Genomic DNA, 21,862 nt, shown 5'->3' on the forward strand with positions numbered 1-21,862 from the left:
TTCTAGCTCCGCACCCTTTCGCCGGCCGAGACGATCTGCGAATCCAGCGGACGCGGATCACCGTCACCCCACGAGATGCCCTGGAGGTGCGTGGTGCGGAGTCCCGCGTAGTTCAGCTCTCCGTACGGTCCGCCGGTCAGGCCGTTGCCGCCGTGGGTGGAGAGGATGGAGTTGAACCCGATGTGCGAGTCGTTGACCTTGAGCAGACCGCCGTTGGTCACGCCGTCGGCGAACCGGTGGGCGGTCTCCTCGTCGGCGGTCCACACCGAATTGCGCAGCCCGTACTTGTTGGCGTTGAGGAAGTCGATGATCTCCTCGAGCAGCGCCTCGTCGTCCGTGGTCGCCTCCGGGACCACGACCGGCAGCAGCGGGAAGAAGGTCTCCTCGCGGACGCAGGACAGGTCCCGCGAATCGGTGAGGCCGTCCACCCTGACCACCGTCGGCAGGCAGAACATTCCGGTGCTGGACGTCTCGCCGTCCACGTCGACGCGCTTGCCGCCGATGAGGACCCGGGCGCCCTTGGTCTCCGCCTCCGACAGGAAGTCGAAGAAGCCGTCGACCTTCAGCACGGGGCTGAGCAGGATCTCCGGATTCTCCGGATAGCCGGGCTGGATGTCCGCCACCCGCGCCACGAAGATCTCGAGGAAGCGGTCGGCGACGTCCGGGTGCACGATGGCGTACTTGGGCACCATGCAGATCTGGCTGGAGCCGTAGAACGACTCCTCCAGCGCCCGGGCGGCGGCCTCCAGGTCCGCGTCCTTCCAGACCACGAAGCCGTCGTTGCCCGCGAGTTCGAGGATCGCCTTCTTGCCGTTGCGCAGGCACTCCTCGCCGAGCTTGAGGCCGGCCGCGCTGTCACCGAAGAACATGATGTCGTCGACCAGCGGGCTGGCCAGCCAGGTGCGCAGCACCTGTTCGGTGTGGCCGCAGATGATGTTCAGCGTTCCGGAGGGGGCGCCGTGCTTCTCCAGGATCGGCGCCAGGATCTCGCGGTAGACGAAGAACACGCTCAGCGGTGTGGTGCGCGGCGCCTTGACGACGAGCGCGTTGCCCGCCAGCAGGGCGAGCACGCCCAGCGTGGAGTTGGAACCCGCCGCGTTCTGCGGGGGGTTGACGCACACCACGCCGTCCGGCTTGCGGATGAGTTCGAGCTTGTTGCCGGCCGGGGCGAACTCCTGGTGGAGCTGGCTCTCGTACCAGCGGACCGTCGGCTCGTCGCAGCAGCGCAGCATGCCGCTGACTTCCCACTGGGCGAGCCGGCGCGGGTGCCCCTCGGCGATCAGGATGTCGATGAGTTCCTCTGCCCTTTCGGCCAGCGTCGCGTTGAACTCAAGGACGATCTGGCTGCGGGTCTCCAGCGGGAGGAGCCGGAAGGTCCGGCTCGCCCTGCGGGCCGCTTCCAGCGCCCGGTCGTTGTCCTCAGGGGCACCCACCGCACACCGGGCGACGACGTTCTCGGTCGACTCCACCGGCCGGCCGAGTTCGAGGGCCCGCTTGAGGTTGAAGGCGGGCCGGTTCTCTTTCAAGTACGCCGAGGCGCGCAGGACATACGTCCAGCGGGTGCCCTCGACGTCCTTGCCGTCGATGTACTGGGGGTAGGACCTCATGCCTTGAGGCCCTCCACCATGCTGGGCGTGGGGGCGACGAAGTCTTCCTTCTCCACGTCGCGCAGCAGGCCGTCGTTGTAGCGGCCGTACGCGCCCAGGTCCAGCAGGCCGTGGCCGCTGTAGTTGAACACGATGGTGGCCTCGCGCCCGGTCCGCTTGCACTCCAGGGCCTTGTCGATGACCGCACGGATGGCGTGCGAGGTCTCCGGCGCCGGGAGGTAGCCCTGCAGCTTCGCGAACGTCGTGCCGGCGTCGAAGACCGACACCTGCCCGTACGCCTCGGCGTCGAGCAGCCCCTCGTGCCGCATGAGACCCACGATCGGGGCACAACCGTGGTAGCGCAGGCCGCCGGCGTGGATGGGCGGCGGCACGAACTCGTGGCCGAGGGTGTAGGTGTGCACACCGGGGCCGCGGCCGTTGGAGTCGGCCCAGTCCAGCCGGTACTCGCCGTAGGTCAGCGGCGCGCACGCCTCCGGCTCCGCGGCGAGGATGGTGATGTCGGCCCCGTTGAGCTTGTCCTCGACGAAGGGCGAGGCGAAGCCGCTGAGGTTGGAGCCGCAGCCGACCGACGCGATCAGGTAGTCGGGGGTGCGGCCGATCATCCGGAGCTGCTCCTTGAGCTCCAGACCGATCACCGAGTGGTGCAGCAGGCAGTGGTTGGAAAAGGCGCCGACCGCGAAGCGGGTGCCCTCGTCCGCGTCCACGCACTCCAGCGCCTCGCTGACCGCGGTGGCCTCGCTGCCGGGGTGGTCGGGGTACTCCGCGAGGAGCTTGCGGCCGTACTCCGTGGTGTCGCCCGGGCTGGGCCGCACCTCGGCGCCGTAGGTCTCCATCAGATTGCGGCGGTACGGCTTGTTGTGGAAGCTCGCCCGCACCATGAAGACGGTGAGGTCGAGTCCGAAGATCTGGCACGCGATGGCCAGGGCGCTGCCCCACTGGCCGGCGCCGGTGTCGGTGACCAGCCGGGTGTGGCCGTCACGCTTGGCGTAGTACGCCTGCGCCAGTGCCGAGTTGAGCTTGTGACTGCCGCTGGGCGAGGTCGCCTCGTACTTGAACCAGATCTGCGCCGGGGTGCCCAGCTCCCGCTCCAGCGCGACGGCGCGGATCAGCGGGGTGGGGCGCCAGAGCTTGTACGCCTCGCGCACCGGCTCGGGGATGGTGATCCAGCGCTCGAGCGAGGTCTCCTGCGCGGCCATCGACTTGACGAACAGGCGCTCCAGCCACTCCCTGGTGACCTTCTTGCCGGTCGAGTTGTCGATGTACTCCTCGGGCAACCGGGGAAGATCCGGGATGACGTTGTACCAGCGGGTCGGAATCTTATCGACCGGAAGGTCGACACGGTCGATTAAGCCGAGAGGCTTCATACCTTGCGTCCCCTTAAGAGCGTGGTTGCGGACGAAATGCAGGACACTCGTACGGACCTGTACATGCCTGACCGGGCCGGCACTCCCCCGTGAGGAATTGTTTTCCGGCATGGCAAAGCCAGGCATTGAGCTTTTTTGGGTGCGAAAATCTCGACGCGCTGAGCATGGAGACGTGCCTCGGCACAACGATTACGCGGTGCCTTGGCTGTGCTTCAGGCTCCGGTCGAGGTCACGAGTTGTGCGAGATCACGAAAAGCGGTGAGTTGGCTCTGGCCGAACTGCGGCCGCGGTGAAGAAGTCGGCTGGGATCGACCGGCTCGTGCGGTTCCTGCGGATCCGTTCCAGCGGGCCCTGATTGCCGGGACGTCCGCGCTTCACCGGCCGAAGGGCCTGGTGGAGCAGGATCGATCAACCGTGCGCGAGAGGCCAACCCTGTGTCGGACCTCGAATATTCTCGTGCCAGCACTCGCATACCCCCGTATCAGTACTGGAATTGTTCGACAGCCTAGCGTCCGGCTCATCCGATGGCAATAGCATACTGGAGCGCGTCCCGATGACCGGAATCACCGCCGTGACCAGCGCCTTTTACCGTACGGATCGCAAAATACGCTGGTCACCGTGACACGGCCTCAATGCCGACCAGATCGGGCAAAGTGAATTCCTGTACAGCGGGGCGTGACACGGGTCTCACCCTGCTGTTCATCCGGTCCCGCGGACCCCGGACGCGGAGCGGCGGCGGACCCCGTTCGGGGTCCGCCGCCGCTCGGACGGTGCGGGTGGTGCCGGTCGGCGCCGACCGGTGCCGGCGGGTGCCGTACCTAGTGCTGCGCGGCCGGCGTCGCCTTGTCGAGGGAGGCCGGCTCGGCGCCGGGCTCCGGCAGCTCCGGCGGGATGCCGGTGAGCGCGCTCTCGTGCAGGTCCTTCTGGCGCAGCGTCAGCGCCGCGATGATGGCCGCCGCGAAGGCGAAGACCGCGCACAGCGTCATGGCGTCGTGGAAGCCCGTGGTGAACGCCTCGCGCCCGGCGTTGAGCACCTGGTCGGCCAGGCCCGGGCCCGCCGAGTGCGCGGCCTCGTCGATGCTGCCCGCGCTGACGGCGTGGGCGATCTGGTCGCTCTGCGCGTCGGTGAGCTTGGCGGCGGCGTCGGAGCCCTTGAAGGCGCTGGTGACGTGGTTCTCGAAGAACGCGCCGGCCACCGCGATGCCCAGGGCCGTGCCGACCTGCTGGAACGTCTCGCTGATACCGGAGGCGACACCGGCCTTGGCCGGTTCCGCGACACCGATGGCGAGCGCCGCACGGGTCGGGTTGAACAGGCCGAAGGCGAAGCCGATCACCACCAGGGCCGGGATCAGCGAGGTCCAGCTGTCGTCGGCGTGGCTGAGGTGCAGCAGCAACAGACCCACGCCCAGGGCGAGTTGGGAGGTCGCCACGATGATCTTGAAGGGCACCTTGCCGATCAGGCCGCCGGCCATGGCGCCGAAGAAGAACATCGCCAGTGTCAGCGGCAGGAAGCGCAGGCCCGCGGACCAGGCGGAGGCGCCCTCGACGCTCTGCAGATAGGTCGTGACCAGGAAGATCGGCGGCAGACCCGCGGCGTTGGCCAGGAAGGTCGCGCCGGACACGCCCAGGAAGGTGCGGTTGCGGAACAACTGGGTGTCGAACATCGCGTGTTCGCCACGCTTGCGAGCCACCGCGACGAAGACGGCCAGGAAGACCGCGGCCACCACGTACAGCGCGATGTTGGTGCCGGAGTACCAGCCGTCGGTGTTGCCGCGAATGATGGCCAGCACCAGCGCGGCCAGCGACAGCGTGAAGGACACCATGCCCGCGAAGTCCGGCGGCGCGGCGCTCGGCAGCCGCGACTCGCGCACGTTGCGCAGCGCGATCAGCACGGTGACCAGGCCGATCGGCACATTGAGGTAGAAGATCCAGCGCCAGCCGGGGCCGTTGGTGAGCGCGCCGCCGATCAGCGGTCCGGTGGCGACGGCGAGACCGACCGCGGCGCCGAACGCGCTGAATGCGGTGGCGCGTTCCTTGCCGCGGAACTCGTGTCCGAGCAGTGCGGGACCGACCGCGAACATGATGGCGCCGCCGACGCCCTGCACACCGCGGCTGACATTCAGAACACCGATATCCCCGGCCAATCCGCAGGCGAGCGACGCCGCGGTGAAGATGACCAGACCGATCAGGAAGAGGCGCTTGCGACCGGTACGGTCCGCCACGGAACCGGCGGTGACCAGGAATGCGGCAAGGGTCAGCGCGTAGGCGTCGAACACCCACTGCATGTCGCTGAAGCTGGCGTTCAGCGAATCATGAATGCCGGGCAGGGCCACCGAGATCACGCTCAGGTCGAGCATGAGCATGAATGTCCCGATGGATACCACTGCCAGCGTCCACCACCTTAAAGCGGCGGGGGGATGGGTCGTTTCGGTCATGCCGACTCCATAGTGGTAGAAGATCGCCCTGCCGGACGAACCGGGCCGCTGACTGTGCCGTCAAGAACGCTTCTCCGCCGAGGCGGCACCGTCGGCTCTGCCGACGGTGTACCGTGCTCGCCGATGATCGCGGTCGGTGCCGGTGCCGTCAATTGCCCTCATGGTGGTCTGAGAGACTATGTGTACAGCGTATACCCTCTCGGTGGGCGCGCGCATCCCCGGCAAGGTGTACGTCAGATGTCCACGGTGTCTACGCGGCGTCCGGACAACGGACGGGCAACGTACGGGCACACCTCGGCGCATATGCCGGTCGGCGCGCAAAGACGGCGCCATTTTTATCGGCAACTGGCGTGAGCGCGACGGTATATGGTGTATAGGCGATAGTCGCCGGCGGCCGGTGCGGTGATCCGGGTCCAGCGGCCCGCGGGCCGTACGCAGGCGCCGGGCGCCCGCAGCCACGGCGACCACACCACCTTGACGACGGTGCTGCCCGCGGCGGGCAGCCGTACGGTCAACTCCGCCTCGCCGGCCCGCCGTACGCTCGCGGGCGCGGTGGCCATCGGCGCCGGGCGGGCCACCGCGAAGACGGTCCAGTACGCGTCGTGCCAGACCGGCCGCAGCCAGCCGGGGCGGGCCGCGGGGGCCAGCAGCGCGGCCTCCGCCCTGCCGGGTCCGTCCAGCAGGCCGTGGGGCAGCACGACGTACGCCACCGCCCATTCGTCCAGCCACTCGCGGTAGGCGGCCGCCGAAAACGTCCCGTCGTAGAACAACCGGCCGCGCTCGACGTCGAGTTGACGGTTCCAGCCGCGGGCGGTCTGGACGACTCCGGCGAAGACCGTCGACTCCCGGTGGTTGCGGGCCGGGACGACCTCGACGCGGTGCCGGTCGGCGTGCAGCCGGCGCAGTGCGCCGGTGACGCCGTCGGTGTGCGTGGCCCAGCCGGGCACGGGCACGGAGACTCGCAGGTCGCCGACGGTCTTGTCGAGCAGCCAGTAGCCGTTGTCACCGAGGGCGGCGGCCAGGACGGCGACAAGCACGGCGCCGGTCGCCAGGGGCCCGCGCACGCCCGGACGGCGGGTGAACAGCCTTCTCTCCCGCCGCCATTGGTCCCAGCGCTCGCTCAACGCGGCGGCCAGCAGCGGGAGTCCGGCGATCCCGGCGAGCCGCTCGACATTGGTGCCGACCGGTGAGTCGACGCACGCGGTGAGCACCGTGCCGAGCGCGTACGCGACGGCTCCGGCGCGGACCGTGCGCCAGGACCGGGGCGCGGCCACCACCAGCGCGACGGAGGTGACCAGCGGGCAGACCGTCGTTGCCGCACTGATCGGCTGCACGCCCGCGAAGGGGAAGAGCAGCCACACCGCCCCGAGGACGAGCAGCGGCGGCAGGACGGCCGCCGCGGCGGCCACGGGGCGGCGCGCGGCCAGCAGTCCGGCGCCGGCCACCCAGAGGAAGAGCGCGGCGACCGGGCTGGCGGCGGCGGTCAGCGCCGCGAGCAGCGCGGCGGCCGCCCAGCGGTCCGGCGCCCTTTGCAGGCGGCGCAGCGCGAGCAGCCCGAAGGCGACACCGACCGCGAAGGTGGTACGGCCCGAGGCCACGTCGCACCACAGGCACACGGCGCCGAGCAGCGCCGGGAGCACCGGCCGCCGCACCCCCGACCCGGCGATCAGCGCGGTCATCGCCCAGGTCGCGACCAGCCCGGCCACGACCGAGACGGTGCGCACCCCGGCGTACGCCATCAGCGACGGGGTCAGCACGCTGTAGTTCATCGTGTGCATGCCGCCGTACCAGGACATGCTGTACGGCGCGCCCGGGTGGCGGTGCGCGAACCCGGCCCAGGCGAGCTGGGCGGCGAGGTCGTAGCCGCCGGTGGCCAGCAGCCACGCCCACAGCCCGTAGAGCGGCGTCATGACCGCGACGGTCAGCGCCGGCAGTTGCCACGCCGGCCGCCGCCGGACCGGCTCCACCGTCCTGACCTGCGGCGTCTGCCGCGGCAGCACCGCCGGGAGCACGCTCGACACGTTGTTCACACTTGCCGCCTTCCCCTGGCGCGGGGGTGCGGGGCGGACCAGCAGGGAGTCACCATACTGAGTATGTATACCGAGTATGGTGGGGTCGTGGCCACCCCGCTGTCGTCGTACGAAGTCGCGGTCACGGGTCAGGACGCGGGCGGCCGCGCCCCGGGTTGCCCCGTGCCCGGGGGCGGCATGACAGCATCGGGAAACGAATCGAAGACGCAGAAGACCTGGAAGACGTATCGGAGCGGCGTCGGGGACGGGCGGGAGGTGCCCCGACGTGGCGGGCGACCGGAGCGAGAGGCGCACAGCATGCCGTTGCAGATCAGGGCCACCGACGCGGAGCACCCGTCGGCGCTGCTCGACCTGGAGTGGGGCCTGCCGCTGGAGCAGTGGCCGGACAGCTCGCTGGTCAACCTGCCGCGCGGCATCTCCCGGCACGTCGTGCGCTTCGCGCGGGCCGGCGACGAAGTGGTGGCGATCAAGGAGGTCAGCGAGTGGGCGGCCTCCCGCGAGTACGAGCTGCTGCGCGACCTCGACCGGCTCTCCATACCCTCGGTGGACCCGATGGCCGTGGTGACCGGCCGTGTCGCCGCCGACGGCACACCGCTCGAACCCGCCCTGATCACGCGGCACTTGGGCGGTTCGCTGCCCTACCGTTCGATGTTCGAGACGACGATGCGCCCGGACACCGTCAACCGGCTGCTGGACGCGCTGGCCGTCCTGCTGGTCCGGCTGCATCTGGTCGGCTTCGCCTGGGGCGACTGCTCGCTGTCCAACACCCTCTTCCGCCGCGACGCGGGCGCCTACGCCGCCTATCTGGTGGACGCCGAGACCGGGCAGCTCCAGCACGAACTCAGCCGCGGGCAGCGGGACTACGACATCGAGCTGGCCCGGGTGAACATCGCGGGCGAGCTGATGGACCTGGAGGCGGGCGGTTCACTGCACCCGTCGGTCGACCCGGTGACCTTCGGCGAGGCGATCGTCAAGCGCTACGCGGACCTGTGGCACGAGCTGACCCGCGAGTCGGTCTACCCGACCAGCAAGCGGCACTACATCGACCGCCGCATCCGCCGGCTCAACGACCTCGGCTTCGACGTCGCCGAGATGCAGATCGAGCGGTCGCCCGAGGGCGACACCGTGACCTTCCTGCCGAAGGTCGTGGACGCGGGCCACCACCAGCGCCAGCTGCTCCGGCTGACCGGCCTGGACACCGAGGAGAACCAGGCCCGCAGCCTGCTCAACGACCTGGAGAGCTGGATGGCCGGCCAGGACGACTACGCCCCCGCGGACGGCCTGCCCGCCGCCCGCCCCGAAGTGCTCGCCCACCGCTGGGTCCGCGACGTCTTCCGCCCCGCCGTCCGCAGCGTCCCGCCCGAACTGCGCGGCCGCGTCGACGCGGCGCAGATCTACCACGAACTCCTGGAACACCGCTGGTACCTGTCGGAACAGGCCCAGCACGACGTGGGCCTGGAGGCGACGGTGCAGAGCTACATCACCGACGTCCTGCCGCACCGTCCCTGACGACTCGTCAGGACATCTTCTGACGACTCATCAGGAGCGTTCGAAGGCGTCCGGGGCGTCGCGGACGGCGACCGTGGCATGGCTTTCCTGGAAGCTCTGCTCCGAGACGACGGTGAGGCGGGCGGTGGACTGGAAGTCGGGGATGGTCAGGGCGCCGCAGGAGACCATGGTGGCCCGCATCTTGGCGATGGTGACCGCGAGGCCCTCGTTGAGGTCGCCGGCGTAGGGGACGTAGCCGTCCACGCCCTCCTCGAAGACCAGGGACTGGCCGCCCTGTTCGTAGCGCTGCCAGTTGCGGGCGCGGCCGGAGCCCTCGCCCCAGTACTCCTTGACGAAGCCGTCGCGGGTGGGGAGTTTGGCGCCCGGGGCCTGGTCGAAGCGGGCGAAGTAGCGGCCCATCATGACGAAGTCGGCGCCCATCGCCAGGGCCAGGGACATGTGGTAGTCGTGCACGAGCCCGCCGTCGGAGCAGATCGGCACGTACTGGCCGCTCTCCGCGGCCCACGCGTCGCGCGCGGCGGCGACGTCGAGCACGGCGCTGGCCTGGCCGCGGCCGATGCCCTTCTGGTCGCGGGTGATGCAGATGGAGCCGCCGCCGACACCGACCTTGACGAAGTCGGCGCCCGCGCCGGCGAGGAAGCGGAAGGCTTCGCCGTCCACCACATTGCCGCCGCCGACCGGGAGTCCGGGGAAGTGCTCCTTGGTCCAGGCGATGGCCTGCGCCTGCCAGTCGCTGAAGCCGTCGGAGGAGTCGAAGCAGAGCACATCGGCGCCCGCGGCGGCGAGTTCGGGGATCCGCTCGCGGTAGTCGTGGGTGTTGACGCCCGCGCCGACCCGCAACCTCTTGTCGGCGTCGACGAGTTGGTTGGGGAAGCGCTTGTTGTCGGAGTAGTCGGAGCGGAACACCAGATGGCGCAGCCGGCCGTCGCCGTCCACCACCGGGAGGCAGTCGAGCCGCTCGTCCCACAGCCGGGAGTTGGCCTGCGACAGCGTGATGTCGTCGGTCGCTACCGGCAGGACGTCGACCGGGATCATCCGGCTGGAGACCGGCTCGTCGGCCGGGTGCCGCTGCGGGTGGAAGTCGCGGGAGGTGACCAGGCCGAGCAGCCGGCCGGTGCCGGTGCCGTCGTCGGTGACGGCCGCGGTGCTGTGGCCGGTGCGGCGCATCAGCTCCTGGAGCGTGCTCAGCGGGTCACCGGGCCGGACATTGGTGTCGCTGACCACGAAGCCGGCCTTGAAATTCTTCACGGCCCGGATGTCGGCGGCCTGGTCGGCCACCGGGCGGTTGTGGTGCAGAAAGCTCAGGCCGCCGTTGCGGGCCAGCGCGATGGCCAGTTCCGGCGAGCCGACCGCCTGCATGATCGCCGAGGTGAAGGGCGCGCGCAGCGCGATCGGCGACGGGTCGCCCACGGCGTGCCGGACCAGCGGGGTGCCCAGGTCCACCGCTTCCGGCGAGCAGTCGGTGCGGGTGCGGTTGGGCAGCAGCAGGAATTCGTTGAAGGTGCGCGAGACCCCGTCGATGATCTGAGCCATGCACCGGGACTCTACACAGGTACGGCGCCCCGGCGCGTGGCGCCCGGCCGCAGGTCAGCCGTCCTCCGCTCGGGCGTGCGCGGTCAACTCCGCCTGGAGTTCGGCGTACGGTGTCGCGTCCGGGACCGCTCCCCCGTCGCGTACGGCCTCGGCGGCGGTCAGGGCCGCGCGCATCGCCGCCCGGTACGGCAGCGAGCCGGTGCTGATCCGCCGTACGCCCAGCTCGCCGAGGGCCGCGGGCGACAGGCCGGGCACGGCAAGGACGTTCAGGGGGACGGGGATCGCGTCGGCCAGCGTGCGCAGCACGTCGGGGTCGGTGACGCCGGGGACGAAGACGCCGTCGGCGCCCGCCTCCGCGTAGCGTGTGGCGCGCGCCACCGTGGCGGCGATCTCCGCGTCCTGACCGAACCAGTAGGTGTCCACCCGGGCGTTGACGAACAGGCCGGGGCGGCGTTCCTTGACCGCGGCGACCTTGGCGGCGTGCGCCGCCGGCGGGACGAGCCGGCCCGCGGTGCTGTCCTCGATGTTGACGCCCGCGATGCCGCCGAGACCTGCCGCGTAGTCGGCGGCGCGCTCCGGCTCGTCGGTGTAGGCGTCCTCGATGTCCATCGTCACGTACACCGGCAGCCGGCCCAGCCGCCGGGCCAGTTCGGCGTTGGCCGCCGCTGTGGCGCGGTCGCCGTCCGGCCGGCCGAGCGCGGACGCCACCCCGAAGCTGGTGGTCCCCACGGCCGGGAACCCGGCCCGTACGAAGGCCAGCGCCGACGGCACGTCCCAGGCGTTGGGCAGTACGAGCGGCAGCTCGCCGTGGTGCAGCGCGTGAAAACTCATGACGGTCCCCTCCCGGCCGGCTCTCCCGCAGCGTACGGCCTCCGGCCGGGCTCACGACAAAGGTCCGGGCCGGTCCGGCCGGGCTCACGACGGAGGCCGAATCGGTGCGGCCGGTGTCAGAGTTCGGCCAGCCGCGGCAGCAGATCGGCGGCGGCCGTCACGTCGGGGGTCAGGGCGCGGTCCTCGGTGCCGGCCGGGAGGGTGGGCTCGTCGAGGACGGCGAGGACGGGGGCGTCGGGGCGGGCCGGGAGCAGGCGCAGGGCACGGACGGCGGCGACGAGTTCGCAGGCGAGGACGAGGCGGTAGGCGTCCACGGCGCGCAGCGCCTGGCGGGCGGCCTGGGGCGCGAAGCTCGCGGCCTCCTCGACGCCGCGGGAGAGCACGGTGTGCCCGGCGGAGGCGGGCGCGGCGCTGGCGCGCAGCTCGGCGAGGGCCGAATTGGCGCTGTATTCGAGGATCATGATCCCGGAGCTGGCGGCGGCGCCGCTCGCCAGGTACGAGCGCAGCCCGGTGATCTCGGGGTCGCCGAAGGCGGTGAGCCGGGCGGCCGACAGCTGGCCGGTCTGGAGCACGGCCAGGCACAGCTGGTCGAGCGCGAGCCCCACGGGCGTGGCCATGAAACCGCCGTGGTGATACGCGGCGGGGCCGCCGTCGGCGCCGCCGTCCTCGCTGATCAGCGGATTCTCCGAGGGGCAGTTGACCTCGACGGCCACGATCCGGCGCAGCGCCCAGGCGGCTTCCAGCGCGGGGCCGTGCACCTGCGGGAAGGCACGGAAGCCGTACGGGTCCTGGATCCGGCGGCCGGCGGACCGCGGCCGGTCGGGCTCGCCGAGCAGGCGGCGCACCTCGGCGGCGGCGTGCAGCGCCCCCGGGTACGGGCGGATGGCGACGGCGGGTGCCGCGTACGCCTCCAGCGAGCCGGAGACGGCGGCCAGCGACAGGGCCGCCACCGCGTGCGAGGCGCGCAGCAGGATGTCGAGGTCGTGGCAGACCAGCGCGGCCTGCCCGAGGGTGAAAGCGCTGCTGCTCATCAGCGCGAGCGCGTCGCCCTGCTGGAGGGTGACGGGCGCGGGCACCGGCGCCGGGACGGCCCGGGGGTGCAGCGCGGCGGCCGGGTCGGCGGGGGCAGCGGGCGCCCCGGGCGTACGGTCCCGCTCGCCGGAAACGGAAGCGGAGGCGGAAGCTGAGGCTGAGGCGGAAGCCGAAACGGGAGCCGCGGCCGGGTCCTGAACCGCGCCCGACAGCCCCTCGCGCAGCCCGTCCAGCACCGACCGTTCGCCGGGCGCGGCCGGATCGGCGGGCCAGGGGCCCTCACGGAAGGCGTGCGCCGGGTCGGGCGCGGGGTCCGGGTCCTCGTGCAGCCACGGCCGTTCGCCGATCAGCGCGAGCCCGGTCTCCGCGAGCGCGGTGAGATCACCGGTGCCGACCGCGCCGTATTCACCGACCGCCGGGTGGACGCCGAGCCGCAGGGCCTCGACGAGCGCCTCGACGACGGCGGGCTGCAACCCGGAGCCGCCGGCCAGCGCCTGATTGGCGCGGACCGCGAGCGCGGCCCGGACCTGCCGGACGGGCAGCAGCGACCCGACGCCGCCGGCGTGGCTGCGCAGCAGCCGCAGGTCCTGGCCTGCCTGGTCCTCGTCGCCGACCGCGACCAGCCGGTTGGCGCCGACACCGGTGTGCCGCCCGTACATCCGGCCCGAGGCGGCGGCCTGCCGCGCGGACCGCCAGGAGCGGTCCGCGCGGGCCAGCGCCTCGGGCGGTACGGCGGGCACCGCGGCGCGATCGGCGATCCGGGTCACCGCGTCGGCGTCGAGACCGGCGCCGTCCAGCACCACGAAGGCGCCCTCCCCCACGGAGGGCGCCGCCGTGCCGTGCATCGGCGCCTCGGATGCCGTACCCACCGCGCGATCAGTGCCCTTCTGCCGGTCGGACGATCAGCGGATCAGCGGGTCAGACCAGACCGGCCGAGGTCAGCCAGGTCTTGGCCACCTCCAGCGGGTCCTTGTTGTCGCTCTGCACCTGGGTGTCGAGGTCCAGCAGGGTCTTGGTGTCGAGCTTGGCCGAGACCGCGTTGAGCGCGTCGACGCCCGCCTGCGACAGGCCGGACTTGTAGACCAGCGGGATCACGTTCTCGAAGCCGAAGAGATTCTTCGGGTCCTGGAGGACGACCCACTTCTCCTTGGTGATGGTGGGGTCCGTGGTGAAGATGTCCGCGGCCTGCACATTGTTGTTCTTCAGCGCCGCCTGGGTCAGCGGGCCGCCCGCGTCCAGCGCCTTGAAGCCCTTGGGCGTCAGGCCGTAGACCGACTTCAGACCGACCAGGCCCTGCTGGCGGGTCTGGAATTCCGGCGAGGCGCCGATGGTGATCTGGTCGCCGTACTTCGCGAGGTCCGCGATGGTGGAGTCCGCGGTCAGGTGGAACTTCGCGGCGGTCTCCGCGTTGACCGTCAGCGAGTCCTTGTCCTCGGCCGGCGAGCCCTTGAGCAGCGTCAGCTTCGGGTCGAGCTTGGCCTGGGCCGCCGCGTTGGTGGCGTCGGCCGTGGTGGGCGTCGCCTTGGGGTCGAGGTAGGCCAGGAGCGCGCCGTTGAACTCCGGGAGCACGGTCAGCGAGCCGTTCTTCAGCAGGCCGTAGGTGGTCTCGCGGCTGCCGATGTTCGGCTTGTAGCTGACCTTGATGCCCTTGGCCTTCAGGGCCTCGCCGTAGATGTCACCGATCAGGATGCTCTCGGGGAAGTTGTTGGAACCGACGACCACGGTGTCGCCGCTCGCCTTGGACCCGGCCAGCGGGTCCTTCTTGTCGGAGCCGGAGTCACCACAGCCCGCGAGCAGGGGCGTCGCCAGGGCGGCGACCACCGCGACCGCGGCGAGGCGGCGAGTGTGTCTCGGGCTTGACCAGGTGCTCTTCACGTGGGAGGTCACGATTTCCGCTTCCGTGCTCGGGGAGTTTCGGCTGTTGAACGGGCGTACTCGTGGCGCGTGCGCAGGTGCCGTACGGACGGATGAGCCATCGGACATCCATGCGTACGCACGTGCTACCCAGCGATCCAATCCAGCCGGTTCCGCACGAGTCAAGAGCAGCCTGATCACCGATCGGCATCGATGTCCGGGCGGCGGCGAAATGTTCCGCGCCTCCCGGTCCGTACGGCACCGCCCGTCACAGAATATTGATGGTCCGGACAAGTGGGCGCCGTCAAGACGAGGTAGTCTCCCCGACGTTGGACACGGTGCTCGGACAACGGCGGGGGAAATCCGGTCACTTCGTTCCGGTTACGCGCAAAAGCAATCAGTTTGCGCCATGAGTAGCCGGTGGTCGGCGAGTCGGTGGCGGTTCCTGAGGAGGCGTTGGTGTCCGTGCACGAGGTGGACGGGTCGGCACGCCCTGATCCGGCGCCGCGCACCGGAGGCGGGATCGGCGGCTTCGCCGACCGGTGGCCGTTCCGGCGCAAGCTGAACGTCCTGGTGGGTGTTCCGCTTGTCGTGGTCGCGGTGCTGCTGGCCTATGTGATCGCCGGTCTGGTCGGCCGCGCGCAGGACGCCGCCGCGTCGGCCCGGCTGGTCCGCGACAGCCGCCAGGTCGCCGAGCTGGTCGACCTGGTGGAGACCGAGCACCAGCAGGCGCTGCTGCTGTCGGTGCGCTACGAGTCGGCGACCTCGGGCAAGCGCCCCTCGCTCACCGCCTACCGGCAGTCACGCACCGCCGTGGACAACCAGGTGCGGCAGGTGCGCGACACCTTCGGCTCACGGCTGCCCGCCGCCGAGGCGCAGGTCCTCAAGGAGATCGAGGGCCTGAGCAGCCTGCGCAGCACGATCGAGCAGAGCTATCTTCCCGCCGACAACATCGACCCCGCGTACACCGCGACGGTGGACGGCCTGATCGACGGCCTCGGCCTGGACCTGAACAAGAACCTGTCGTCCACCAGGACCGGCAGCATGCTGGACTCGCTGCTGCGCGCTGAGGCCGCGCACAGCTCCTTCGAGACCAGCGTCTTCTCGGCGCAGACCGGTGACACCAACGCGCTGATCGAGTTCAACAACGCGGTCGGCTACGAGCAGCTGTACACGTACCAGGCCGCCCGCTTCGGCAAGTTCGCCACCGAGGCGCAGCACACCGAGCTGACCGGCATCGAGATGAATCCGGTGTGGAACGGCATCGCGTTGCAGTACGCGGGCCTGCAGATCGACCCGAGCTCGCTGGAGGCCACCGACAAGTCGCAGGTCAGGGCGGCGTTCAGCAAGGCGCTCCGGACGTATCCGGACTATCAGAAGCAGGCACAGCACCGGCTGGCGATCACCGGGTCGCTGATCGACCAGATCGCGCACCGGGCCGACCGGGCGTCCGACGACGCCTGGTGGCGGGCGGCGTGGCTGCTCGGCGGCGCGCTGCTGGCGTTCGTGCTGTGGCTGGGCTTCTCGGTGGCGGTCCGCCGCTCGGTGATCCGGCCCGTGCAGGTGCTCACCGGGGCCGCGACGCAGGTCGCCGAGGTCGCCGGCCTCGAACTGGCCCGGGTCGCCGACGACGAGGCGGACTTCACGGGCGCGCCCCGCCTCCAGGAGGTGCCGGTCACCGCGCACGACGAGATCGGCGACCTGGCCGAGGCGTTCAACCGGGTGCAGTCCACGGCGGCGGCGCTGCTGGAGCGCCAGGTGGTCAGCCGCCGCAACGTCGCCGAGATGTTCGGCAACGTCGGCCGCCGGGTCAGCAATCTCACCGCGCGGCAGCTCACCCTGATCGACGCCCTGGAGCGCGGCGAGACCGACGCCGCGCTGCTGGACCGGCTGTACCGGATCGACCACCTGGCGGTGCGCCTCCAGCGCAACGCGGACAGCCTGATGCTGCTGGCCGGCATCCGCGAGGCCGGGCTCGACGCGAGCCCCACCGCGCTCACCAATGTGGTGCGCGCCGCGCTCGGCCAGATCGAGGGCTACCAGCGGGTGTCACTGCTGGCCGACACCGATGTCACGGTGGCGCCGGACATCATCGCGGACCTGACGCTGATGCTGGCCGAGCTGCTGGAGAACGCGGTGGCGTTCTCGCCCGCCCGCAGCCCCGTCGAGGTGACGGTGCGCGACGGCGGCGACGGCGCGCTGATCGAGATCACCGACCACGGCCTCGGCATGAGCGCCGAGCGGCTGGCCGAGGAGAACGCGCGGCTGATCCGCCGCGAGCGGCTCGACCTGGTGCCGACCAAGGTGCTCGGCCTGTTCGTGGTCGGCAGCCTGGCGCGGCGCTGGGGCGTACGGGTCACGCTGGCGCGTACGCCCGGCGGCGGTGTCACCAGCCGGGTGACGATCCCGGCGGCGCTGCTGCTGCTCATGAGCCCGTTCGCGGAGCCGGCCGCTGGGACCACGAGCCCCGCCGGGGACACCCGCTACGCCCTGGCCGAGGAGCAGCACCCGCTGCCCGGGCGGCGCGGCCCGCAGCCCCCGGCGGAGAGCGGCGGCCCGCAGGCCCCCGCCGCCCCGGTGCCCGCGCCGCGTACGGCGGAGCCCGCCGCGCCGCACGGCCGCCCCGACCTGACCCCGCTCCCCCGCCGCGTCCCGCAGCGCAAGCAGCAGTCCGCCGAGGAGCGCGGCACGGCGGCGCACGCCGGACCGGCCGGACCGGCCGGACCGACCGGCAACGGCCCCGGGGCGGGCGCACCGCCCCAGGCAGCGGGCGGCCGCCACGCCGCCGGGTCCCGCCCCGAGCACGCCAGGACCGAGCACGACAGGACCGACGCCCGCGCCGACAGCGGCGCGCACGGCGAGCGGCCGTACGACGGACGTGCCCACGGCGCCGGCCCCGACGCCGCGCACGGCGGCACGTACGACAGCCGCGCCGGGGACAGCCGTACGCCCGACGCCGGGGCGGGTCAGGGCGCCGAGCGCGGCGCCGACGAGGGGCCGCGGCCGCTGCGGCGGCGGGTGCGCGGCGCGACCCTCGCCACCACACTCGCCGACGCGGGACGCGGCGCACGCCGTGCGCCGCGCACGGTGGACGCAGAAGAAGTCCGCTCGGAACTCGACGAGTTCGAGGCCGCAGTGGAACGGGCCAACCGTGACGTCGCGAACGGCACGGCACCCGGTACGACGAACAGCCAAGCAGGGCTTCCGGAAGGAGCGGACCAGTGACAACGCCGACAGGTGAAACCCCGGCCGGACAGGGTCCGCCCACCGACCTGCGGGCCGCGGCAGCCGATTTCACCTGGCTGCTGAACCGTTTCGCCACCGAGACCGCCGGCGTGGTCGACGCCATCGCCGTATCGTCCGACGGCCTGCTGATCGCCGTCTCGCAGCTGGGCGACCCGGCCGACTCCGAGCGGCTGGCGGCCATCGTCTCCGGCATCACCAGCCTGGCGGCCGGCGCCTCGGGCAACTACGGCCTCGGCGCGCTCAACAAGGTGATCATCGACCTGGAGGACGGCCATGTGCTGGTCTCCGCGATCGGCAGCGGCGCGGTGCTCGGCGTGGTCACCTCCAAGGAGGCCAAGCTCGGCAACATCGCGTACGAGATGACCGTCTTCGCCAACCGCGCCGGTTCCGCGCTCAGCCCGCAACTGGTGCTGGAGCTCAAGAACAGCGTCGCCGTACCGGCGCCCCGCGGCCGGTCCTGGAACTAGGCGAGGGGCTGAGGGGAGCAGGCGGAAGGAGGAGGCAGGCACATGGCGGCCGGTGATACGCCAGTCGGCGAGGAGGCCCGTCCCGGGCGGCCCGACGACCCGGTCGGCAGGGCGCCCGCGGTACGGCCGTTCCTGGTCACCGCGGGCCGGGTGGCAGGGGCCAGGTCGGGACCGCCGATCCCGGTCGAGACCCAGGTCGTGACGACAGCGGCCGGTGTCACGGCGCTCGACGGGCTCTCCTTCGAGGCGCACGACATCGTCGCGCTGTGCCGGCAGCCGCAGTCGCTCGCGGAGATCGCCGCCAAGCTGCGCCTGCACCTGAACGTGGTCCGTGTGCTGGCCGAGGACCTCAGGTCCGAGGGCCATCTGTCGGTCTACGTCCCGAACGCCGATCTCGCCCAGGACATCTCCGTACTGCGAAGGGTTATCGATGGGCTCCGCACCATCCCCGACTCCAGGGGGGCACTACGTGACACCGACTGAACCGGCGGCCCGCGGCGCCGCCGCGCCCACCGCCGTCCGGCCGCCGCTGCCGGTGAAGATGGTGATCGCGGGCGGCTTCGGTGTCGGCAAGACCACCACGGTGGGCTCGATCTCGGAGATCAGGCCGCTCACCACCGAGGCCGCGATCACCGAGGTCGCCGCGGGCGTGGACGACCTCAGCCACACCCCGCACAAGACGACCACCACGGTCGCGATGGACTTCGGCTGCATCACCATCGACAGCACGCTGAAGCTGTACCTGTTCGGCACCCCGGGCCAGGACCGGTTCGGCTTCATGTGGGACGACCTGGTGGAGGGCGCGCTCGGCGGCCTGGTCATCGTCGACACCCGCCGTCTTGACGACTGCTACGCGGCGGTCGACTACTTCGAGCACAAGGGCATCCCGTTCGCCGTCGCGGTGAACGCCTTCGACGGCCGGGTCGAGCACGCCCTGGACGAGGTGCGCTGGGCGCTGGACATCGCCGAGCAGGTGCCGGTGTTCACCTACGACGCGCGCGAGCGCGGTTCGGTGCGCGACGCGCTGCTTGTGGTGCTGGAACTGGCGCTGGCCCGCGCCCAGGGCTGACCGCCGGCCCGCGCGGAGGGGGCCGCTCGCCCCTGGTCCCCCGCGCGGGCACCGTACGTACGCTCAGCGGCCGCGCCGCACGCCGGGCGACACGGCCAGCCGCTCCACCAGGTAGAACACCCCGATGGTGACGATGGCCAGGCCCGCGACCAGCGTCGCGCCGCCGACCACCTTGCCGTAGGTGTGCTGGGCCAGGCCGTCGATGATGTACCGGCCGAGGCCGCCGAGGCCGATGTACGCGGCGATGGTGGCCGTGGAGACCACCTGGATCGCCGCGGACCGCAGCCCGCTGAGAATCAGCGGCAGGGCGGCCGGGATCTCGACCTGGAAGAGCACGGCCGCCGAACTCATGCCCATGCCGCGGGCGGCGTCCACCGGCGCCGGGTCGACGCTCCTGATCGCCTCGTAGCTGGTCACCAGGATCGGTGCGACCGCGAGGGCCACCAGCGGGATCATGGCCGGTGTGGTGCCGATCTCGCCGAGCCAGACCGTCATCAGCACCAGCAGACCGAAGCTGGGCAGGGCGCGGGCGGCGGTGGAGAAGGCGGCCAGCGCGTAGCCGCCGCGCCCGGCGTGCCCGGCGAACAGGCCGATCGGCAGTCCGATGACGGCCGAGATCAACAGCGCGAGCAGGCTGTACTCGACGTGCTCCAGCAGGCGGTGCGGGATGCCCGTCGTGCCGTGCCAGTTGGCGCTGTCCGAGAAGAAGTCATTGATGAAGTTCAGGACGTTCATCGGACGGCGTCCTCCAGGGCCGCGCGGGCGGCGGCGGGTTCGGGTTCACGGGCCGCGGACGTCGTACGGCGGCGCAGCAGGGACGGCCGGCCGGACTTCCCCGCGCCCTTTCCTGCGGACTTTCCGCCGCGCGGGGCCCACGGGGTGAGCAGCGTCTGGATCAGGACGAGCAGCCCGTCCACCAGGATGGCCAGCAGCGCGGTGGTGACGACGGACGTCACGATGAGCGGGGTGCGGTGGTAGAACTGCCCGTCGGCCAGCAGATTGCCGAGCGCGCCCTGGTTGCCGATCAGGGTGCCGACGCTGACCAGGCTGATGCTGGAGACGGCGGCCAGCCGCAGGCCGGCGAAGATCGCCGGTACGGCGATGGGCAGTTGGACCTTGAGGTAGCGCTGCACCGGGCCGAAGCCCATGGCGGTGGCCGCGGCCATCGTGTCGGGCGACACCGAGCGGACGCCGTCCACGATCGCCGGGACCAGCAGCACGAGGCTGTAGACGGTCAGCGGGATCATCACGGTGGTCTCGGTCGCGCCGGTGTAGTCGATGAGGACGACGAAGAAGGCGAGCGACGGGATCGCGTACAGCACCGTGGTGACCCACAGCACCGGCGAGTACAGCCACTTGAAGCGCACGCACAGCTGCGCCACCGGCAACGCCACGACCAGGCCGAACAGCACGGGCAGCAGCGCCTCGCGCAGGTGCAGGCCGATCAGCCCCAGGTAGGAGTGCTGGAGGTCGCTCGGCATGTCGAAGTAGGCGTTCATCACACGGCCTTGCTCTCGGCGGCCTTGCTCTCGGCGATCGCCGGGTCCACCGCCGCCGCCTCGGCCGCGGCGGCCTTGGCCGACGCCGAGGGGCTGCCGGCGGCGCCGCGTTCGGCGTGGGCGCCGCGGATGGCCTCGGCGATCGTCGTCTGCGAGGTGACGCCGACGACCCGGCCGCCGTCGTCCACGGCGACGGCCCAGCCGGTCGGCGAGAGCACCGCGCAGTCCAGCGCGTCGCGCAGCGACTCCTTGCCGAAGACGAACGGCCGCCCGTGCGGCAGCAGTTCGGCGACGCTCAGGGCCGCGCCGCCCTTGGCCGCGGCGGCCGGCCCGGTCCAGCCGAGCGGCTTGCCGTCGGTGTCGGTGAGCAGCAGGTACGGGGCGCCGGACGCCTTGGTGCGCTCGGCGACCTGGGCGGCGCTGGAGTCGACGGCGATGATGGGCGCGGTGGTGAGTTCCAGACCGGCCGAGGTGAAGAAGGACAGCCGCCGGATGCCGCGGTCGGTGCCGAGGAAGTCCTCGACGAAGGCGTCGGCGGGGGCGGAGAGCAGCTCGTCCGGCGGCGCGTACTGCGCCAGCTTGCCGCCGGTGCGCAGTACCGCGACCATGTCGCCGAGCTTGATCGCCTCGTCGATGTCGTGCGTGACGAAGACGATGGTCTTGCCCAACTCGGCCTGGATGCGCAGGAGTTCGGCCTGGAGCACCTTGCGGACGATGGGGTCGACCGCGGAGAAGGGCTCGTCCATCAGCAGCACGGGCGGGTCGGCGGCGAGCGCCCTGGCCACGCCGACGCGCTGCTGCTGGCCGCCGGAGAGCTGATACGGATACCGCTTGGCGAGCGAGGCGTCCAGGCCGACCCGGTCCATCAGGTCGCGGGCGCGCTTCCTGGCGCGGTCGCGGTCCCAGCCCAGCATGCGCGGCACGGTGGCGATGTTGTCCACGATGGTCCGGTGCTGGAAGAGCCCGGCGTTCTGGATGACGTACCCCATCGACCGGCGCAGCGCGTTGACCGGCTGGGCGTGGATGTCGGCGCCGTCCAGCAGGATCCTGCCGCCGGTCAGCTCGACCATCCGGTTGATCATCCGCAGCGTGGTGGTCTTGCCGCAGCCGGAGGGGCCGACCAGGACGGTGATCGAGCCGTCGGGTATCTCCAGTGACAGTTCGTCGACCGCCACCGTGCCGTCGGGGTAGCGCTTGGTGACCGAATCTATCTGTATCAAGTTCCTGATCCCCTTCGGGGCTGGGCAGGGGGCTGTTCGTAAAGGACTGTTTCTGGCCGTAGCGAAGAGACTATCCCGCACGGGTGTCCGACCCGGGGAACGCCCGGAGCAGCAATCGAAGGGTGACCTTCTGGTCGTCTTGACATGGGCAAGCCACGAGCGGTGT

16 protein-coding genes are annotated in these 21,862 nt (G+C 71.5%); 5 read left to right on the top strand and 11 right to left on the bottom strand.

Annotation, left to right across the window (positions count from 1 at the left end):
- Positions 1-2 precede the first annotated feature (2 nt).
- The 4 genes from BM076_RS20725 to BM076_RS20740 all read right to left on the bottom strand — a co-directional run bounded on the left by BM076_RS20725 (position 3) and on the right by BM076_RS20740 (position 7,436).
- Positions 3-1,607 (bottom strand): aldehyde dehydrogenase family protein, encoded by a 1,605-nt coding sequence (locus BM076_RS20725; protein ID WP_093715139.1) that lies wholly within the window; start codon positions 1,605-1,607, stop codon positions 3-5.
- Entirely contained in the window at positions 1,604-3,097 is a 1,494-nt protein-coding gene (locus tag BM076_RS20730) for a TrpB-like pyridoxal phosphate-dependent enzyme (RefSeq protein ID WP_322936046.1), read from the bottom strand. The genes BM076_RS20725 and BM076_RS20730 overlap by 4 nt, the downstream gene beginning before the upstream one ends.
- 692 nt (positions 3,098-3,789) lie before the next feature.
- On the bottom strand, positions 3,790-5,406 hold the full coding sequence (locus tag BM076_RS20735) for an MFS transporter (protein ID WP_093715141.1): 1,617 nt from the start codon (positions 5,404-5,406) through the stop codon (positions 3,790-3,792).
- 335 nt (positions 5,407-5,741) lie between these two features.
- Positions 5,742-7,436: a hypothetical protein gene (locus tag BM076_RS20740; RefSeq protein ID WP_245796176.1), complete on the bottom strand. Its 1,695-nt coding sequence runs from the start codon at positions 7,434-7,436 to the stop codon at positions 5,742-5,744.
- Between the two features lie 297 nt (positions 7,437-7,733).
- Here BM076_RS20740 and BM076_RS20745 point away from each other — a divergent pair, with 297 nt between their 5' ends.
- A complete protein-coding gene (locus BM076_RS20745) occupies positions 7,734-8,945 on the top strand; it encodes a DUF4032 domain-containing protein (RefSeq protein WP_093715142.1) in 1,212 nt (403 codons plus the stop codon).
- A 30-nt stretch (positions 8,946-8,975) separates the two neighbouring features.
- Here the strand turns inward: BM076_RS20745 and BM076_RS20750 are convergent, their stop codons facing one another.
- From BM076_RS20750 to BM076_RS20765, 4 genes are all read right to left on the bottom strand, one after another.
- The gene (locus tag BM076_RS20750) at positions 8,976-10,478 is read right to left on the bottom strand and encodes an IMP dehydrogenase (protein WP_093715143.1); all 1,503 of its coding nucleotides are present in this window, start codon (positions 10,476-10,478) and stop codon (positions 8,976-8,978) included.
- Between the two features lie 54 nt (positions 10,479-10,532).
- Positions 10,533-11,309, bottom strand: a complete 777-nt coding sequence (locus BM076_RS20755) for an isocitrate lyase/PEP mutase family protein (protein ID WP_093715144.1) — start codon at positions 11,307-11,309, stop codon at positions 10,533-10,535.
- A 116-nt stretch (positions 11,310-11,425) separates the two neighbouring features.
- A complete protein-coding gene (locus BM076_RS20760; protein ID WP_093715250.1) occupies positions 11,426-13,186 on the bottom strand; it encodes an aromatic amino acid ammonia-lyase in 1,761 nt (586 codons plus the stop codon).
- 73 nt (positions 13,187-13,259) lie between these two features.
- The gene (locus tag BM076_RS20765; protein WP_245796177.1) at positions 13,260-14,228 is read right to left on the bottom strand and encodes an ABC transporter substrate-binding protein; all 969 of its coding nucleotides are present in this window, start codon (positions 14,226-14,228) and stop codon (positions 13,260-13,262) included.
- A 426-nt stretch (positions 14,229-14,654) separates the two neighbouring features.
- Here BM076_RS20765 and BM076_RS20770 point away from each other — a divergent pair, with 426 nt between their 5' ends.
- From BM076_RS20770 to BM076_RS20785, 4 genes are read left to right on the top strand one after another with little or no spacing between them, the layout of a single operon-like run.
- Complete coding sequence (locus BM076_RS20770; protein WP_093715251.1) at positions 14,655-17,420, top strand: sensor histidine kinase; 2,766 nt, start codon at positions 14,655-14,657, stop codon at positions 17,418-17,420.
- Positions 17,417-17,908: a roadblock/LC7 domain-containing protein gene (locus BM076_RS20775; protein WP_093715146.1), complete on the top strand. Its 492-nt coding sequence runs from the start codon at positions 17,417-17,419 to the stop codon at positions 17,906-17,908. The genes BM076_RS20770 and BM076_RS20775 overlap by 4 nt, the downstream gene beginning before the upstream one ends.
- Before the next feature lie 42 nt (positions 17,909-17,950).
- Positions 17,951-18,391, top strand: a complete 441-nt coding sequence (locus tag BM076_RS20780) for a DUF742 domain-containing protein (protein ID WP_093715147.1) — start codon at positions 17,951-17,953, stop codon at positions 18,389-18,391.
- Positions 18,378-18,977 carry a GTP-binding protein gene (locus BM076_RS20785; protein ID WP_093715148.1) on the top strand — a complete coding sequence of 200 codons (600 nt, stop codon included), beginning with the start codon at positions 18,378-18,380 and terminating at the stop codon, positions 18,975-18,977. The genes BM076_RS20780 and BM076_RS20785 overlap by 14 nt, the downstream gene beginning before the upstream one ends.
- Before the next feature lie 63 nt (positions 18,978-19,040).
- Here BM076_RS20785 and BM076_RS20790 read toward each other — a convergent pair whose 3' ends face one another.
- The 3 genes from BM076_RS20790 to BM076_RS20800 are packed head-to-tail and all read right to left on the bottom strand — an operon-like array spanning position 19,041 to position 21,696.
- A complete protein-coding gene (locus BM076_RS20790; RefSeq protein WP_093715149.1) occupies positions 19,041-19,712 on the bottom strand; it encodes an ABC transporter permease in 672 nt (223 codons plus the stop codon).
- Positions 19,709-20,476 (bottom strand): ABC transporter permease, encoded by a 768-nt coding sequence (locus BM076_RS20795; RefSeq protein ID WP_093715150.1) that lies wholly within the window; start codon positions 20,474-20,476, stop codon positions 19,709-19,711. Before BM076_RS20795 ends, BM076_RS20790 begins: the two co-directional genes overlap by 4 nt.
- Positions 20,476-21,696 carry an ABC transporter ATP-binding protein gene (locus tag BM076_RS20800; protein WP_177246529.1) on the bottom strand — a complete coding sequence of 407 codons (1,221 nt, stop codon included), beginning with the start codon at positions 21,694-21,696 and terminating at the stop codon, positions 20,476-20,478. Before BM076_RS20800 ends, BM076_RS20795 begins: the two co-directional genes overlap by 1 nt.
- Between the last annotated feature and the right edge of the window lie 166 nt (positions 21,697-21,862).

The organism is Actinacidiphila alni (assembly GCF_900112845.1).
In the GTDB taxonomy this organism is placed as follows: Bacteria; Actinomycetota; Actinomycetes; order Streptomycetales; family Streptomycetaceae; genus Actinacidiphila; species Actinacidiphila alni.

Excerpts from the sequence above, each read along its gene's own strand:
- BM076_RS20725 (WP_093715139.1), bottom strand. The coding sequence starts at position 1,607 with ATGAGGTCCTACCCCCAGTACATCGACGGCAAGGACGTCGAGGGCACC.
- BM076_RS20745 (WP_093715142.1), top strand. The coding sequence starts at position 7,734 with ATGCCGTTGCAGATCAGGGCCACCGACGCGGAGCACCCGTCGGCGCTG.
- BM076_RS20790 (WP_093715149.1), bottom strand. The coding sequence starts at position 19,712 with ATGAACGTCCTGAACTTCATCAATGACTTCTTCTCGGACAGCGCCAAC.
- BM076_RS20730 (WP_322936046.1), bottom strand. The coding sequence starts at position 3,097 with ATGCCTGGCTTTGCCATGCCGGAAAACAATTCCTCACGGGGGAGTGCC.
- BM076_RS20735 (WP_093715141.1), bottom strand. The coding sequence starts at position 5,406 with ATGACCGAAACGACCCATCCCCCCGCCGCTTTAAGGTGGTGGACGCTG.
- BM076_RS20780 (WP_093715147.1), top strand. The coding sequence starts at position 17,951 with ATGGCGGCCGGTGATACGCCAGTCGGCGAGGAGGCCCGTCCCGGGCGG.
- BM076_RS20795 (WP_093715150.1), bottom strand. The coding sequence starts at position 20,476 with ATGAACGCCTACTTCGACATGCCGAGCGACCTCCAGCACTCCTACCTG.
- BM076_RS20760 (WP_093715250.1), bottom strand. The coding sequence starts at position 13,186 with ATGCACGGCACGGCGGCGCCCTCCGTGGGGGAGGGCGCCTTCGTGGTG.
- BM076_RS20755 (WP_093715144.1), bottom strand. The coding sequence starts at position 11,309 with ATGAGTTTTCACGCGCTGCACCACGGCGAGCTGCCGCTCGTACTGCCC.
- BM076_RS20750 (WP_093715143.1), bottom strand. The coding sequence starts at position 10,478 with ATGGCTCAGATCATCGACGGGGTCTCGCGCACCTTCAACGAATTCCTG.